Consider the following 15,142-nt stretch of genomic DNA (forward strand, 5'->3'; position numbering starts at 1 on the left):
CGTTAGAGCAGTTCGAAGCTCTGCTGCTTCACATCCTGCGAATCCAACCCGATCTGCACATTGAACTCGCCCGGCTCAGCCGCAAACTTCAGTTGGGTGTTGTAGAACTTCAAGTCTTCCTCGGTGATGGTGAAGTGCACCGCGCGCTCTTCGCCCGCCTTGAGCATGATCTTCTGGAAGTTCTTCAATTCCTTCACCGGGCGGATCATCGAGCCGGCCACGTCCTGGATATACAGCTGCACCACGGTTTCGCCATCGACCTTGCCGGTGTTTTTCACCACCACGGTGGCGTCGAGCTTGCCGGTCTTGTTCAGGGTGGTGGACGACAGCGCCATGTCCGACAGGCTGAAACTGGTGTAGCTCAAGCCGTAACCGAACGGAAACAGCGGCCCGGTGGTGTCATCGAAGTACTGCGAGGTGTAGTTGCCCGGCTTGCCCGGAGTGAACGGCCGGCCAATGCTCAGGTGGTTGTAGTAGGTCGGAATCTGCCCCACCGAACGCGGGAAGGTGATCGGCAGCTTGCCCGACGGGTTGTAGTCACCGAACAGCACGTCAGCGATAGCGTTGCCGCCTTCGGTGCCGGCGAACCAGGTTTCCAGGATTGCGTCAGCCTGTTCGTTCTCCTCGACAATCGACAGCGGACGGCCGTTCATCAACACCAGCACCAGCGGTTTGCCGGTGGCTTTCAAAGCCTTGATCAGGTCGCGCTGGCTCTGCGGGATGTTCAGGTCGGTGCGGCTCGACGATTCGTGGGACATGCCACGGGACTCGCCCACGGCGGCCACGACCACATCGGCGCCTTTGGCGGCCTTGACGGCTTCGTCGATCATGTCCTGGGACGAGCGCGGGTCATCCACAACTTCCGGGGCATCGAAGTTCAGGAAGTTGAGGTAGTCGACGACTTTCTTGTCGTTGGTGATATTGGCGCCACGGGCATAGATCACCTTGCCCTTGTCGCCGATCACGGCGTTCATGCCGTCCAGCAGGGTCACCGATTGCGCGGGTTTACCGGCAGCGGCCCAGCTGCCCATCATGTCGATCGGCGCCTTGGCCAGCGGGCCGACCAGGGCGATGGTCGCGTCCTTTTTCAGCGGCAGGGTGTTGTTCTGGTTTTTCAGCAGCACCTGGCTGCGGCGCGCCACGTCACGTGCGTCGGCGCGATGCAGGCGGCTTTCGGCGTAGGTGTCGGCCGGGTCATCCTCGGCCTTGCCGATGCGCAGGTACGGGTCGGCGAACAGGCCCATGTCGTACTTGGCGCCGAGCACTTCGCGCACGGCGTTGTCGATGTCGCTCTGTTCGATCTCGCCGGACTTCAGCAGGCCTGGCAATTCCTTGCCGTAGAGCGAGTCGTTCATGCTCATGTCGATGCCGGCCTTGATCGCCAGCTTGGCGGCTTCACGCCCGTCCTTGGCCACGCCGTGCTTGATCAGCTCGAAGATCGCACCGTGGTCGCTCACGGCCAGGCCCTTGAAGCCCCAGTCCTTGCGCAGCAGGTCGTTCATCAGCCAGGTGTTGGCGGTGGCGGGTACGCCGTTGATCGAGTTCAGCGCAACCATCACGCCACCGGCGCCGGCCTTGATGGCGGCGTGGTAGGGCGGCAGGTAGTCCTGGTACATCTTGACCGGGCTCATGTCGACCACGTTGTAGTCGCGACCGCCTTCCACCGCGCCATACAGGGCGAAGTGCTTGACGCTGGCCATGATGCTGTCGGCCTTGGCCGGGCTGCTGCCCTGGAAGGCCTTGACCATCACTTCGGCAATGCGCGAGGTCAGGTAGGTGTCTTCGCCAAAGCCTTCGGAGGTACGGCCCCAGCGCGGGTCGCGGGAGATGTCGACCATTGGCGCAAAGGTGATGTCGAGGCTGTCGGCGGCAGCTTCCTGGGCGGCGATGCGCCCGGAGTGGCCGATGGCGTCCATGTCCCAGCTGGAAGCCAGGGCCAGGCTGATGGGGAATATCGTGCGGTGGCCGTGGATCACGTCATAGGCGAAGAACATCGGGATCTTCAACCGGCTGCGCATGGCCGCGTCCTGCATCGGACGGTTTTCCGGGCGGGTAATCGAATTGAAGGTGCCACCGATGCGGCCGGCGGCGATTTCCTTGCGGATCAGTTCGCGGGGCATTTCGGGGCCGATGCTGATCAGGCGCAATTGGCCGATCTTCTCATCAAGGGTCATCTGCTTGAGCAGGTCACTGACGAAGGCGTCCTTGTCCTTGAGCACTGCGGGCTTTGTTTCGGCTAATACGGAATGAGTGGCCAAACTGACAACAAGGCCCAGCAAACACAGCTTCTTCATGAAAATCCTTTCTCGCAGCCTTGGGACCGGAGAGCGTCTATTGTTGTTCGGGTGTTGTTCAGATAAATACCGCACACTTCTGAACTCTTATTGGCGCTGGGCATCTTTTAGCTGATTGGCACGATGCAATCCAGTGGGTGGTGGCGGATTATGCCCTAAGCCCGTGGCTAACGCGTCAGTCGGTAAATTTCATAGGTTTGGCAGGAGAAACACCATGCAAGCAGCACAAGGTTACCGTTGGGGCTGGAAGGCCGTGGCATTGATACTGGTGAGCACCGTGCTGAGCGGTTGCGGCATCAACAAGATCCCGACCCTGGACGAACAGGCCAAGGCGGCGTGGGCCCAGGTGCAGAACCAGTACCAGCGGCGCGCCGACCTGATCCCCAACCTGGTGGAAGTGGTCAAGGGCTACGCCGCCCATGAACAGGACACCCTGACGGCCGTGATCGAAGCGCGGGCCAAGGCCACCTCGATCCAGGTGGACGCCAGCACCCTCGACAATCCCGAGAAACTCAAGCAGTTCCAGCAAGCCCAGGACGGTTTGAGCGGTGCCCTCAGCCGTTTGATGGTGGTGTCCGAGCGCTACCCGGACCTGAAGGCCAACCAGAACTTCCTGGCCCTGCAATCGCAGCTTGAAGGCACCGAAAATCGCATCGCCGTGGCCCGCCGCGACTTTATCCAGGCAGTGCAGGCCTACAACACCGAGATCCGCACCTTCCCTGGCCGCCTGTGGCACAGCGTGATGTACAGCGACTTGCCGGTCCGCGCCAACTTCGAGGCCACGAGTGCCGATGCCGATAAAGCGCCGCAAGTGAAATTCTGATGGGCAAGCGCGCTTGGCTGATGGCGGCGGTGCTGCTGGCCTTCAGCCTGACCGCCCAGGCCGCCCTGAATTTCCCGGCCCTGACCGGACCGGTGGTGGACAACGCCCAGATGATCGACCCGGCCGTGCGTGCGCAGCTGACCCAGCAGTTGCAGGCGCTGGAGCAGACCAGCGGCGACCAGATCGTGGTGGTCACCGTGCCCGACCTGCAAGGCGTGCCCATTGAAGACTTCGGTTATCAACTGGGCCGCGCCTGGGGCATCGGCCAGAAGGGCAAGGACAACGGCGCCCTGCTGATCGTCGCCCGGGATGAGCACAAGATTCGCATCGAAGTGGGTTATGGCCTGGAAGGCGTGCTCACGGATGCGCAGTCCTGGGTGATCATCAACCAGGTGATCGCCCCGGCGTTCAAGGCGGGCAACTACAGCAAGGGCATCAGCGACGGCGTGGCGGCGATGCTGCAGGTGGTGGGCGGCGATCCGCTGGCCGTACCGGCGCATGTGTCCGAGGCCAACTTCGCCAAGCAAAACCCGGGCATTTCCATTGGCCTGTTCATCCTGTTGCTGGCAGTGTTGTGGCTGTGCAATCGCATGGGCCTGCCCGTTGGCGCTATCCTGCTGGCGATTCTTAGCAGCAGCGGTCGTGGCGGCGGGGGAGGCAGTGGCGGTGGTGGCTTCAGGGGCGGCGGCGGTGGTTTTGGCGGCGGTGGCGCCTCGGGCGGCTGGTAATGACAATAACGAGAGAGCATCAACAACCATGGCATTACTGAGTCAACACGAGCAACGCCAGGTCGCCGAGGCGATCGCCCGGGTCGAGCAACAGACCGACGCCGAACTGGTGACCGTGCTCGCGGCCCGCGCCGACGACTACGCCTACATCCCGCTGCTGTGGGCCAGCCTGCTGGCGCTGGTGGTGCCGGGGATCATTCACTACCTGTCGGGCTGGTTGACCATGTACACCTTGCTGCTGGCGCAGTGGGGCACGTTCGTCGTGCTGTGCCTGGTGTTCCGTTTGCCCAGGGTCACCACGCGACTGATCCCGCGCTCGGTGCGCCATTGGCGCGCGTCCAACCTGGCACGGCGGCAGTTTCTCGAGCAGCACCTGCACCACACGCTGGGCAGCACCGGGGTGCTGATTTTTGTCAGTGAGGCCGAGCGGTATGTGGAAATCCTGGTGGACAAGGGGATTTCCAGTCGCCTGGATGACAGCAGTTGGGATGCGATCGTCAAGGACTTCACCCGCCAGGTGAAGCAAGGCCAGACGTTGGCCGGGTTTGTGGCGTGTATTGAGGCTTGCGGGGAATTGCTCAGGGAGCACGTACCGGTGACCCACGCACGCAATGAGCTGCCGAATCGGTTGGTGGTGTTGGAGTAGTGTAAAATTCCCGGCATTCCCTGCCCGAGGCGTTTTTGTTCATGTCTGCCACCGCTAAACCTGCCAGCCCCGCGCCGGATCATCACGCGCAGTTCCTCGAACTGCTGAGCGCGAGCCTTGAGCAAAACGCCTTTATCAAGCTGGTGCTGGCTAAGTACGTCGGCACCGAGCCTGATCTTCAGAAGCTGATCATCAAGCAGCTGACGGTCAAGGATCAGCCTTGCCTGTCCTTCGTCTATCGCTACAAGACCCGCGACATCACCAAGAACTTCTCCCTGGCCGACGGCGTGGCGGCAATTGCCGAGTTGTTGCCGGCGGCGTTCAAGAATGCGCACCTGCTGTCGGTGACCGACGAAGCCCAGCTGGAATACAGCAAGAAAAACAAAAGCTCACTGTTCAAAAGCAAGCCGCAGCAACTGCGCGAAGCGCCGTCTGCCGAGCACAACCGCGAGAAGAATCGCTTCCTGGACCTGACCCGGCCCTTTCTCGCCGACCTTGGCGTGACCAACGCCAAACACGAGCTGATCCCGGCGATGTCGCGCAAGTGGAAGCAGATCAACAAGTTCATCGAAGTGTTCAGCCATGCGCTGACCACCTCGCCGCTGAAGCTGGACCAGCCGGTGCGGGTCGCGGACTTTGGCTCGGGCAAGGGCTACCTGACGTTTGCCATCCACGACTACCTGCGCAACACCCTCAACGCCGAGGGCGAAGTCACCGGCGTGGAACTGCGCGAAGACATGGTGACCCTGTGCAACAACGCCGCCGCCCGCCTGGACCACCCGGGGCTGGTGTTCAAGTGCGGGGATGTGCGCAGCGTCGCGCCCAGCGAACTGGACGTGATGATCGCCCTGCATGCCTGCGACATCGCCACCGACTACGCGATTCACACCGGCATCCGCTCCGGTGCGTCGATCATCATGTGCTCGCCGTGCTGCCACAAGCAGATTCGGCTGCAGATCCAGAGCCCGGCGCTGCTCAAGCCGATGCTGCAATACGGCCTGCACCTGGGCCAGCAGGCGGAAATGGTCACCGACAGTTTGCGCGCGTTGTTCCTTGAAGCGTGCGGCTATGAGACCAAGGTGTTTGAGTTCATCTCGTTGGAGCACACCAACAAGAACAAGATGATCCTGGCCGTGAAGCGTGCCGAGCCGGTGGACAACGCTCAACTCCTGGAGAAAATCCAGGAGCTCAAGGCGTTCTACAACATCACCGAACATTGCCTGGAAACCCTGCTGCGGGCGGACGGTTACCTCGCCTGAGTACGACGCAAATCAAAAATGTGGGAGCGGGCTTGCTCGCGAAAGCGGTGTGTCAGTCACCTGATGTATCAACTGACCCACCGCATTCGCGAGCAAGCCCGCTCCCACATTAGATCGCGCTAGCCTTGGGAGCTGGCGCAGGCTTCACGCTGGTCTTGCGCCCCAACATCACCGTCACAATCACCCCGCAGGCAAACAGCCAGGTAATCGGCTCGATGTGTTCACCAAAAAACAGCGCCGAAAACGCGATGGTGAAAAAGATCTGCAACAGCTGAATCTGGCTGACCCGGGCGATGCCACCCATGGCGAGCCCGGCGTACCACGCAAAGAACCCCAGGAACTGCGAAAACAACGAGACATAACCAAACGCCCACCAGGTGCGCATGGAGATCGGCCCTTCGTGTTGCAGCGCCAGGTAGGCCACCGGCCCGATCAATACCGGCGTCGACAGCACCAGCGCCCAGCAGATTACCTGCCAGCCGCCCATCTCCTTGGCCAACCGGCCGCCTTCGGCATAACCCAGGCCACCCACGGCAATCGCCCCGAGCATCAACAGGTCGCCCGCCTGGATGCTGCCGGCTCCGGTGATCAACGCATAACTCAGCACCAGCGCACTGCCCAGCGCCGCGCAGGCCCAGAAGGCCTTCGACGGACGTTCATGGGACAGCCACGCCGCATACAGCGCCACGCACAGCGGCTGCAACCCGTTGACCAGCGCGCCATGGGACGCGGGCAAGGTTTGCATGGCCCAGGCCGACAACACCGGGAAACCCAGGATCACCCCGGCAATCACCAGCGTCAGCCCGCGCACCTGGCGCCAGGTGGGCCAGCGCTCACGGCGCCACAGCAACAACGCCGCCGCCGGCACCGCCGCGAACAACGCCCGGCCCAGGCCATTGAGCAACGGGTGGATTTCCTGCACCACGATACGGGTGAAGGGCAGGGTGAGGCTGAAGATGACGACGCCCAGCAGGCCGAGGGCCATGCCGGTATTTTCGCGGGAGCTCATGGAAGGAACCAGAATCGAATGGGCCGGAAGTGGACGTTCATCTAGCCACAAAGCCCGGAAAACGCGGGCCTACAGCTGGGTGCGGATTTATCCGTACAGTTTTGAACGGGCGACCCGGTTCATGTGGGAGCTGTCGAGCCTTGGCGAGGCTGCGATGGGATCAACGCAGTTTACCTGTCAGGCCGAGGTGTCTGCATCGCGCGCAAGCCCGGCTCCTACACAAGCCGGGGTGCTGATGTAGTAGCGGGCCATTACCCGGATCAAGCCTGCGGGTCTATCTTGGCTACTCCTGTTTGCCCAACCGTTCAACCGGAGGAATGTCCCATGGCCGCGAAAAAAATCCTGATGCTGGTCGGCGATTACGTCGAAGACTATGAAGTGATGGTGCCGTTCCAGGCGCTGTTGATGGTGGGGCATACCGTGCACGCCGTGTGCCCGGACAAGGCTGCCGGCCAGACCGTGCGCACGGCGATCCACGACTTCGAAGGCGACCAGACCTACAGCGAAAAGCCCGGGCACCTGTTCGCCCTGAATGCGGATTTTGCCAAGGTGAACGCTGCCGACTACGACGCGCTGCTGGTGCCCGGTGGCCGTGCCCCTGAGTACCTGCGGCTGAACGAAAAAGTCCTGCAAATGGTCAAGGATTTCGATCAGGCTGGCAAACCCATCGCTGCCGTGTGCCATGGCGCTCAACTGCTGGCGGCTGCCGGGATCCTGGAAGGCCGCGAGTGCAGCGCCTACCCGGCGTGCGGGCCGGAGGTACGACTGGCGGGCGGTACGTTCATCGATATCCCGGTGACCGACAGCCACGTTCAAGGCAATCTGGTAACAGCCCCGGCGTGGCCGGCGCACCCAAGCTGGCTCGCGGGTTTCCTCGGCCTGCTGGGCACCAAAATCACCCTGTAAAGCGGAGGTCATCGCCATGTGCGAACTGTACGTCAAGGCCGACCCGATTCTGTACGAATCCCGCTCGCGCTCCCTGCGCATCTGCGGCGTGGTGACCACCGTGCGCCTGGAAAACCAGTTCTGGGACATCCTCAGCGAGATCGCCGAGGTGGATGGCATGACCACCAATCAACTGATCGCCAAACTGTATGAAGAAGTGATGGATTACCGCGGCGAAGTGGTGAATTTTGCTTCGTTCTTGCGGGTGAGTTGCACGCGGTATTTGAGCAAGCAGCGGGTTCACGCCCCAGAGCTCAGCCTTGTGAATACAAGAAATGGCGCGCAGAAGATCTGAATGTGGGAGCGGGCTTGCTCGCGAAGGCGGTGTGTCAGGTAACTCATGTACCGACTGATCCAGCGCTTTCGCGAGCAAGCCCGCTCCCACATTGATTAGGTGGGGTCAGAAGAACCGCGTCACACTGATCTTCGCATCCCGGCCCTTGGTGTAGGCGCGGTCGCCGCTCAGGGCCGGTCGGAAGTTGTTGTTGAACAGGTTGTCCACGGTGAAGTTCACCTCGGTACCCTTGAGGTAAGCCTGTTGCGGCTTCCAGCTGGCGAACAGGCCTTGCGTGTTGTAGCGCTTGTTGCCGTACTGGTCGTAGAACAGGTCGCCGATGCTGGTGCCCGGGCCGCCGGAATACTTGTCGCTCGGCAGGCGGCTGGTGGCGCCGATGAACTGCCCTTGCCAGCCTACCCGCATATCCAGGCTCGGGATCTTGGTGCCGAGCACCACCACCCATTTGGTTGGCGGAATGTCCCGCGCCCAGACGTCCGGCCCCCATGGGTTGGTGTAGGCGCCTTCATGTTTACCGGTGGTGTAGGCGAACGATACCGAGCCGAACACGTAGGTGGAGTCATAGAAACTCTCGGCCTCGAAACCCTTGATGGTCATGCCGCCGATGTTGCGGTAGTTGGACATCGCGCCCGGCGGGCAGGCGCTGGAAATCGTCCCGCCGTTGACCGCCTGGTTCTGGCAGCCCACGCCCGTGGCCTTGAAGATTTCGTCCTCGACCTTGTTGTGGAACAGCGTGGTACGCAGTTGCAGGTTGTCGCCGTGGGCGAACACGTCGGCGAAGCTGGTGACGTTGCCCAGGGTGATGGAGGTGATGCGCTCCGGGTCCAGGTCCAGGCTGGTGGCGGTGCGGCTGCCCAGGCCCTGGACTTCATACTGCTCGTCGATCACTGGCGCACGCCAGGTGCGGCTCCAGTTGGCGAACATCGCCACGTTCGGGGTGATGGTCCAGTACGCCGCCAGGCGTGGCGACCAGCCGGTGTAAGTGCGGTCGCTGTAGTCATGGCCGATGGCCGGGTCCGGGTTGCTGTAGTACGGCGCGTCGTTGGCCTCGCCGCGGTTGCGCACATGGTCATAGCGCATCGACGGGGTAATGGTCACATCGCCCAGCGTCACCGCGTCCTGGATAAAGAAGCTGTTGGTGTCGACCTTGCCATGGGGCATGAAGCCCGGCTGGAAGTGCCCGTAGTTGTATTTCGGGGTGTTGTAGGTGGCGCCGGGCATCCACATTTCGGTTTCCCGGGTGTGCTTGCGGATTTGCACACCGGTGGTCACCGCGTGCTGCAACGCACCGGTGGAAAACAGGCTGACGTTGCGTACGTCGAGGTTCTTGTCGTTATAGGAGGTGTCCATCTTGCGCCCGCCGGTGGCCAACTGGAAAAACGCCGTGGCGTCGCGCTCGTCGGTCTGGTCGGTATTGGATTCGGAGTACTTGATGGTCAAGTCCACCAGCGGGTTATTCATCGGCTGGTATTCGTACTTGCCGGACCAGGTGGTGTCGACGGTATTGCGGTTGGCCAGGAAGCGTTTCAGCGCGGCTTCGTAGCCATAGCGGTCGATGTTGGCCTGGGTCGGCGGCGTCGGGTAGCTGGCGGCAGAGAAGGGCGTCCAGCGCTGGCTGTTGGAGCGCGAATACGACAGACCCAGGCTTTGCTCATCGGTGAAGTGAGCATTGAACTTGAACAGTTTGCCGTCCACATTCTGGGCGCTGTTGGGCAGGCGCTTGGGGTTGATCGGGTACTGGTTGTTGTCGTTGGGCAGGGTGGCGGCCAGCTTCATGTCGCCGCCGTCGCGCTGGGTCAGGTAGGCCAGCGCATCGAAGCGGCCGTCATCGGTACGCCCGTAAACGGCACTGCTGTAGACCTGCTCATGGTCGTTGCTGGAGTAGCCGTATTTGAGCATGGCACCGCTGTTGCGCCCGTCCTTGAGCAGGTCCGGGGCATCCTTGGTGGTCATGTTGACCGTACCGCCAAAGCCGCCGTTGCCGCTGAAGGGCGAGTTGGGGCCTTTCTCCACTTCGATGCTCTTGATCAGCTCGGGCTCGATAAACACAGTGCCCTGCTGATAGCGCTCAAAACCGCTTTTGGTGGCGCCATCGACGGTCAGCGGCACGTCTTCGGCGTCGCCGAAACCACGGATGTTGATGGTCTGGCCACCGGGCTTCAGCGAGCCGCCCTGGCTGATGCCGGGCAAGGTTTGCAGCAGGCTGGGGATGTTGTTGGACTGGTAGCGGTCGATGTCGGCCTGGGTCAGGGTGGAACGGCCGACGGTGGTGGAGTCGACCTCGTTGCCGGTGCCGATCACGCTCAGGGCGTCGAGCTGGATTGCGCTGCTGTTGGTGGTCTTGCCCTCTTCGGGGCGTACCACGTAAGTGCTGCCGACCTTGAGCAATACGAACTCGCCGTCCTTGAGCAGGGTGCGAATCGCCACTTCCGGTGTGAAGTCGCCATTGAGGGCTGGCGCCTGGATATTTTTCAGCAGCGCTTCATCGAACAGCAGCTGGATTTTCGCCTGCTGCGCCACCTGGCTCAGGGACGTGGCCAGGGACTGGGCCGGCAGCTGCAGCTTGAACGACTCGGCCTGGGCACTCAGGCTGAAGGCCAGGCAGGTGGCAATGGCGGTGGGTCGAAGAAACAGGTGCTGAACGTGGCAAGGCGCGCGAAACATGAAATCCCCCGGAGTAGCCAAATGGCCAGAAAGGTGTGCGTATCAAACGCAGACCCGAGGAAGACGCGGCAGGAAAAATAATCCTCACATGCGAATGCAAAATATTCTCAAATAAGAATTCCGCGGGGCTATTTGCGCGGTTCGATCCTGATATTGCCGTCGGCCAGGGCCACGGTTTTCACCGGCAATAGCGCCGGCAGGGCGTTGAGCAGGGCGTCCGGATCATTCACGTCCAGATTGCCCGAGACCTTCAGTTGCGCCACCGCGCTGTCCACCAGCAACGGCGCCTGGGGCCGGTACAGGCTCAACTCGTCCATCAGGCTGGCCAGCTCGCGATTACGAAACGACACGTGGCCGCCGCGCCAATCGGCGACTTCGCCGGCAGTGAGGGTTTGCTGCTGCAGCGTGCCTTTGGCATAACTGAACGTAGCGCGCTGATCGGCGCCGAGCAGGGTGGCCGGCAGCCTGGCATCCGGATCGAACGCCACTTGCCCATGGGCCACGCTGACCACCAGTTGCTGCTTGCTGCGCCGCACATCGAAGCCGGTGCCGACCACCCGCACATTGGCTTCACCGGCCTGCACGAACAGCGGACGCTCCTTGTCGGGCGCCACCTCGATATACAACTGGCCCTGATCCAGATGCACGATGCGCTGGTGACTGTTGAAGTCCACCCGCAGGCGCGTATTGGCGTTGACGTACAAGGTGCTGCCGTCGGGCAAATGCATGGTGCGCATTCCTTTGGCATGGGCCGCGACCTGGGCGTGGAACAGCTCGCGTGGGGCGCCGATGTTGCTCGTCAGCACGGCACACACCAATGCGGCAGCCACCGCCAGGGCCGGGCGCCAGGCGGGTGTCTTGCGCGCGGGCAGCGGTGTCGGTTTGTTCAGTTGCTGCAACTGCGCCAGGTCGGCCCACAGCTGTTCGAATTCGGCGTAGGCGCGGGCATTGGCCGGTTCGGACTGCCAGGCGGCAAACGCCTTGCGGTCGGCGCGACCGGCGTCATTGCGGTTGCGCGCAAACCAGCTGGCGGCCTGGGCATCGATGGAGTCGCTGGCCTCGATGTCACAGGTGTCGATGTCGCTCAGGCGGGTCATTCTGGCTGCTCCTTGCCCTGTTCTTGTTGAAGTCGCTGCTTGCAATGCAGCAAGGCAAAAGCGATGTGCTTTTCCACCATGCTGACCGAAACGCCCATGTGCTCGGCGATCTGCGCCTGGCTCAGGCCTTCGAAGCGGTGCAGCATAAGGGCTTCTCGTCTTCTCGGCGAGAGTTCAGAGAGGACTTCTTTCAACTGTTCCAGGCGTTGCAGGCGTTGCGCGGCGGCCATGGGATCGTCTCGCGAGTCGCTGACAGGTTCGGCATCCAGTTCGGCCTGTTGCTGGTGGACGGTGTGCCGCACCTTTTGTTTGCGCCAGTGATCGCGCAGCAGATTGCGCGCCATCTGGAACAGAAACGCCCGTGGCTGCTCGACCTGAGCCCGGTCGCGGTAGTCCAGCCATTGGGTGAAGACATCCTGGGTCATGTCTGCCGCGTCGCTGGCGTTGTCCGTGCGTTTACGCAGGAAATGCAGGATATCTGCATAAAACCCGCGAAAGGCATCGGCCGACAGCGGGTCGGGCTTGGGACGAGACATGGATATCCTTCTTGACGAAGCACGACGTGGAAAAGTCGTGAATGATATCGAGAATTATTGTCATTTGTCTCTATTGAAAATCCAAGGTTGGATGCGGACTAAATGTGGGAGCGGGCTTGCTCGCGAATGCGGTGAGTCAGTCGACCTATTAATTGACTGACCCACCGCCTTCGCGAGCAAGCCCGCTGCCACATTTGGATTGCGTTTCAGCGCAACAGGGTCAGTAGTTCTTGCAACTGAACACGGCCTGCCTCAGCCAGCGGGAACACCGGCAGCCGTGGATCCCCCGACTCCAGGCCCGTCAGCCGCAAACCGGCCTTGATCGTCGCCGGCAAGCCACCTTTGAGGATGAAATCCAGCAACGGCAACTGGCGATAAAACAGCTCCCGCGCTTTCTCCAGGTCATTGGCCAAAACGGCTTCATACAAATCCAGGTTGAGCTGAGGAATCAGATTCGGCGCCGCCGTGCACCAACCTTTCGCGCCCGCCGCAAACGCCTCCAGCGCCAGCGGGTTGCAGCCGTTGTAGAACGGCACCTGGCCCTCGCTGCGCCGGTGCAATTGGTGCATGCGCTGAATATCCCCGGTGCTTTCCTTGACCATGGTCACGTTGTCGACGCTGTTGACGATGCGCAGGATCAAGTCCACCGACATGTCGGTGCCACTGGTGGCCGGGTTGTTGTAGAGCATGATCGGCACGCCGATGCTGTCGCCAATGGCCGCATAGTGGGCGAGGATTTCCGCCTCGCTGAGTTTCCAGTACGAGGCCGGCAATACCATTACCACGTCCGCGCCGTGGGCCTCGGCAAACTGCGCACGACGCACGGCCTTGGCGGTGGTCAGGTCGGAGACGCTGACGACGGTCGGCACACGCTTGCCCACCTTCTGGATGCTGTAGGCGGCGACTTCATCCCACTCTGCATCACTGAGATAGGCGCCTTCGCCGGTGCTGCCCAACGGTGCGACAGCGTGCACGCCGCTGTCGATCAGGCGGTCGATCGAAAGGCCCAGGGCGTCGAGGTCAATGCGCTGGCCGTCCGCGCTGAACGGGGTGATGGTGTAGCCGATTATGCCGTGAATAGAAGGGCTGGACATGCAAAAGTCTCCGGTCGAAAAAGGGTTTCAGTTCAGGCAATCGGCGTGTTGGCGCAGGTTCTGCCGAGCGTAGTAGTTGAACGCGGCGCCGTGGCGCTTGGGCTTGGAAATCCAGTCATGGGCTTCGCGGCCCAGTTCCGGCAGGATCGGCTTGATCGTGCCGGCGGCCATCGCCAGCAGCTGCAACTTGGCCGCGCGTTCGATCAACTGTGCGATCACACAGGCTTCCTCGATGCTCGCCCCAGTGGACAATTGGCCGTGGTGGGAAAGCAGAATCGCGCGTTTATCCCCCAGGGCAGCGGTGATGATTTCACCTTCTTCGTTGCCCACCGGCACCCCGGGCCAGGCTTCGAGGAATGCGCAATCTTCGTACAACGGGCAGAGGTCCATGTGGGACACCTGCAACGGCACTTCCAGCATCGACAACGCAGCGATGTGGGTCGGGTGAGTGTGGATGATGCAGTTCACGTCCGGGCGACCGCGGTACACCCAGCTGTGAAAACGGTTGGCCGGGTTGGGCATGCCATGGCCTTCCAGCACCTCCAGGTCTTCGTTGACCAGCAACAGGTTGCTGGCGGTGATCTCATCAAAACCCAGGCCCAGTTGTTGGGTGTAGTAGGTGCCAGGCGTCGGGCCGCGTGCGGTGATCTGCCCGGCGAGGCCGGAGTCGTGGCCGTTTTCGAACAGGATCCGGCAGGTCAACGCCAGCTTTTGCCGGTCGGTCCACGTATTATCCGCCAGGGTGTTTTGCATCTGGGTCAGCGCCTGCTTGACCAGCTGGTCTTTCGGGAGTGCTAATGTCTTGGCCATATCAGTGTCCTTGTTCGTCGCAAATGACACTAAAGAGACTATATGACACAAAGTGTCATTAGCAAGTATTCATCATCGCCTCTTTAATGGATTAACCGCTGCGCATGTCTATCCGTTTGAAAATATTGAGAAAAAAACTTGGTGTGACGTTGGAGTCGCTCGCGGAAAAATCCGGGATGACCAAGAGTTACCTGTCGAAAGTCGAACGCGGGTTGAATACGCCGTCGATTGCGGCGGCGCTGAAACTGGCCAAGGCGTTGAATGTGAAGGTCGAAGAGTTGTTCAGCGAGGACAATGTCAGCCTCGACAGCTATAGCCTGGTGCGCAGCCACGAACGGCAGGCGTTGTCGGGCACCGATGCGTCACCGGGTTACGCGGTGTTGGCGCATCAGGTCAGTGAGCGTAGTTTGTTGCCGTTCATCATTTACCCGCCGGCGGAGTTCACCGACAAGACCTTCAAGGAACATTTGGGGGAGGAGTTTTTGTTTGTGCATGAAGGTCAGGTTGAGGTGGATTTCATGAGTGAGCGGGTGGTGTTGAGTCGGGGGGATGCGTTGCATTTCAATGCGCAGAAGCCGCATCGGATTCGGTCGGTGGGGGAGGTTCAGGCTCAGCTTTTGGTGGTGGTGCATAGTGCTGAGGGGTGATGGTGGGGGTGGGGCATATCCGTTATTTGGGTGATGGCTKATATCGGTTCCGCTCTTACAGCGGCTCACTTTTGAASAGCGCAAAAGTAAGCAAAACGCTCTTGCCCCACCACTCGGCTCCTCGCTTAGGCTCGGAGTGCCCTCACTCCGGCTTTGGACCGTGGGCCGCCGTCATGGGCCATCCTTGGCCCAGGACGGCTAACCTGGCGTCCTGCCAGGTTACCCACGCTCCAAAGCCTGCGTTCGGCCAGCGTGGTTTAACGGGGCGCCTAAGATCAAAATCAAAAGCAGATCA

13 protein-coding genes and 1 pseudogene are annotated in these 15,142 nt (G+C 61.3%); 7 read left to right on the forward strand and 7 right to left on the reverse strand.

The genetic code is table 11. The annotated features are described in order from the left end of the window. Positions 1-2 precede the first annotated feature (2 nt). Positions 3-2,294 (reverse strand): beta-glucosidase BglX, encoded by a 2,292-nt coding sequence (bglX, locus tag JV201_RS06290; protein WP_177010036.1) that lies wholly within the window; start codon positions 2,292-2,294, stop codon positions 3-5. 214 nt (positions 2,295-2,508) lie between these two features. On the opposite strand from bglX, the gene JV201_RS06295 reads away from it, so the two are divergent. The 4 genes from JV201_RS06295 to JV201_RS06310 are packed head-to-tail and all read left to right on the forward strand — an operon-like array spanning position 2,509 to position 5,750. Beyond that, complete coding sequence (locus tag JV201_RS06295) at positions 2,509-3,117, forward strand: LemA family protein (protein WP_003209150.1); 609 nt, start codon at positions 2,509-2,511, stop codon at positions 3,115-3,117. Further along, positions 3,117-3,845 (forward strand): YgcG family protein, encoded by a 729-nt coding sequence (locus JV201_RS06300; protein WP_219406641.1) that lies wholly within the window; start codon positions 3,117-3,119, stop codon positions 3,843-3,845. The genes JV201_RS06295 and JV201_RS06300 overlap by 1 nt, the downstream gene beginning before the upstream one ends. A gap of 28 nt (positions 3,846-3,873) precedes the next feature. Next, positions 3,874-4,491 carry a TPM domain-containing protein gene (locus JV201_RS06305; protein ID WP_003209147.1) on the forward strand — a complete coding sequence of 206 codons (618 nt, stop codon included), beginning with the start codon at positions 3,874-3,876 and terminating at the stop codon, positions 4,489-4,491. A gap of 41 nt (positions 4,492-4,532) precedes the next feature. Continuing rightward, entirely contained in the window at positions 4,533-5,750 is a 1,218-nt protein-coding gene (locus JV201_RS06310; RefSeq protein ID WP_003209145.1) for an SAM-dependent methyltransferase, read from the forward strand. Positions 5,751-5,762: 12 nt separating this feature from the next. Here JV201_RS06310 and JV201_RS06315 read toward each other — a convergent pair. Beyond that, positions 5,763-6,759 (reverse strand): annotated as a pseudogene (locus tag JV201_RS06315) (DMT family transporter). A 324-nt stretch (positions 6,760-7,083) separates the two neighbouring features. Here JV201_RS06315 and JV201_RS06320 point away from each other — a divergent pair. Together JV201_RS06320 and JV201_RS06325 are read left to right on the forward strand one after the other, a co-directional pair. Further along, positions 7,084-7,665 carry a DJ-1/PfpI family protein gene (locus JV201_RS06320; RefSeq protein WP_219406642.1) on the forward strand — a complete coding sequence of 194 codons (582 nt, stop codon included), beginning with the start codon at positions 7,084-7,086 and terminating at the stop codon, positions 7,663-7,665. A 16-nt stretch (positions 7,666-7,681) separates the two neighbouring features. Beyond that, positions 7,682-7,999, forward strand: coding sequence for a ribbon-helix-helix domain-containing protein (locus JV201_RS06325; RefSeq protein ID WP_003209138.1), 318 nt, complete (start codon positions 7,682-7,684; stop codon positions 7,997-7,999). Between the two features lie 105 nt (positions 8,000-8,104). On the opposite strand, the gene JV201_RS06330 is transcribed toward JV201_RS06325, so the two are convergent. The 5 genes from JV201_RS06330 to JV201_RS06350 form a co-directional block, all read right to left on the reverse strand. Continuing rightward, positions 8,105-10,663, reverse strand: coding sequence for a TonB-dependent receptor (locus JV201_RS06330; protein ID WP_219406643.1), 2,559 nt, complete (start codon positions 10,661-10,663; stop codon positions 8,105-8,107). Positions 10,664-10,791: 128 nt separating this feature from the next. Continuing rightward, positions 10,792-11,760, reverse strand: coding sequence for a FecR domain-containing protein (locus JV201_RS06335; RefSeq protein WP_087692633.1), 969 nt, complete (start codon positions 11,758-11,760; stop codon positions 10,792-10,794). Further along, positions 11,757-12,296: an RNA polymerase sigma factor gene (locus JV201_RS06340; RefSeq protein WP_219406644.1), complete on the reverse strand. Its 540-nt coding sequence runs from the start codon at positions 12,294-12,296 to the stop codon at positions 11,757-11,759. Before JV201_RS06340 ends, JV201_RS06335 begins: the two co-directional genes overlap by 4 nt. A gap of 206 nt (positions 12,297-12,502) precedes the next feature. Continuing rightward, the gene (locus JV201_RS06345) at positions 12,503-13,390 is read right to left on the reverse strand and encodes a dihydrodipicolinate synthase family protein (protein WP_003209130.1); all 888 of its coding nucleotides are present in this window, start codon (positions 13,388-13,390) and stop codon (positions 12,503-12,505) included. A 27-nt stretch (positions 13,391-13,417) separates the two neighbouring features. After that, positions 13,418-14,200 (reverse strand): aldolase, encoded by a 783-nt coding sequence (locus tag JV201_RS06350; RefSeq protein ID WP_003209128.1) that lies wholly within the window; start codon positions 14,198-14,200, stop codon positions 13,418-13,420. Positions 14,201-14,304: 104 nt separating this feature from the next. Here JV201_RS06350 and JV201_RS06355 point away from each other — a divergent pair, with 104 nt between their 5' ends. Further along, positions 14,305-14,847 (forward strand): helix-turn-helix domain-containing protein, encoded by a 543-nt coding sequence (locus JV201_RS06355; RefSeq protein WP_219406645.1) that lies wholly within the window; start codon positions 14,305-14,307, stop codon positions 14,845-14,847. Positions 14,848-15,142 lie beyond the last annotated feature (295 nt).

Origin of the sequence: Pseudomonas sp. Colony2 (assembly GCF_019382755.1) — a bacterium.
Classification (GTDB): domain Bacteria; phylum Pseudomonadota; class Gammaproteobacteria; order Pseudomonadales; family Pseudomonadaceae; genus Aquipseudomonas.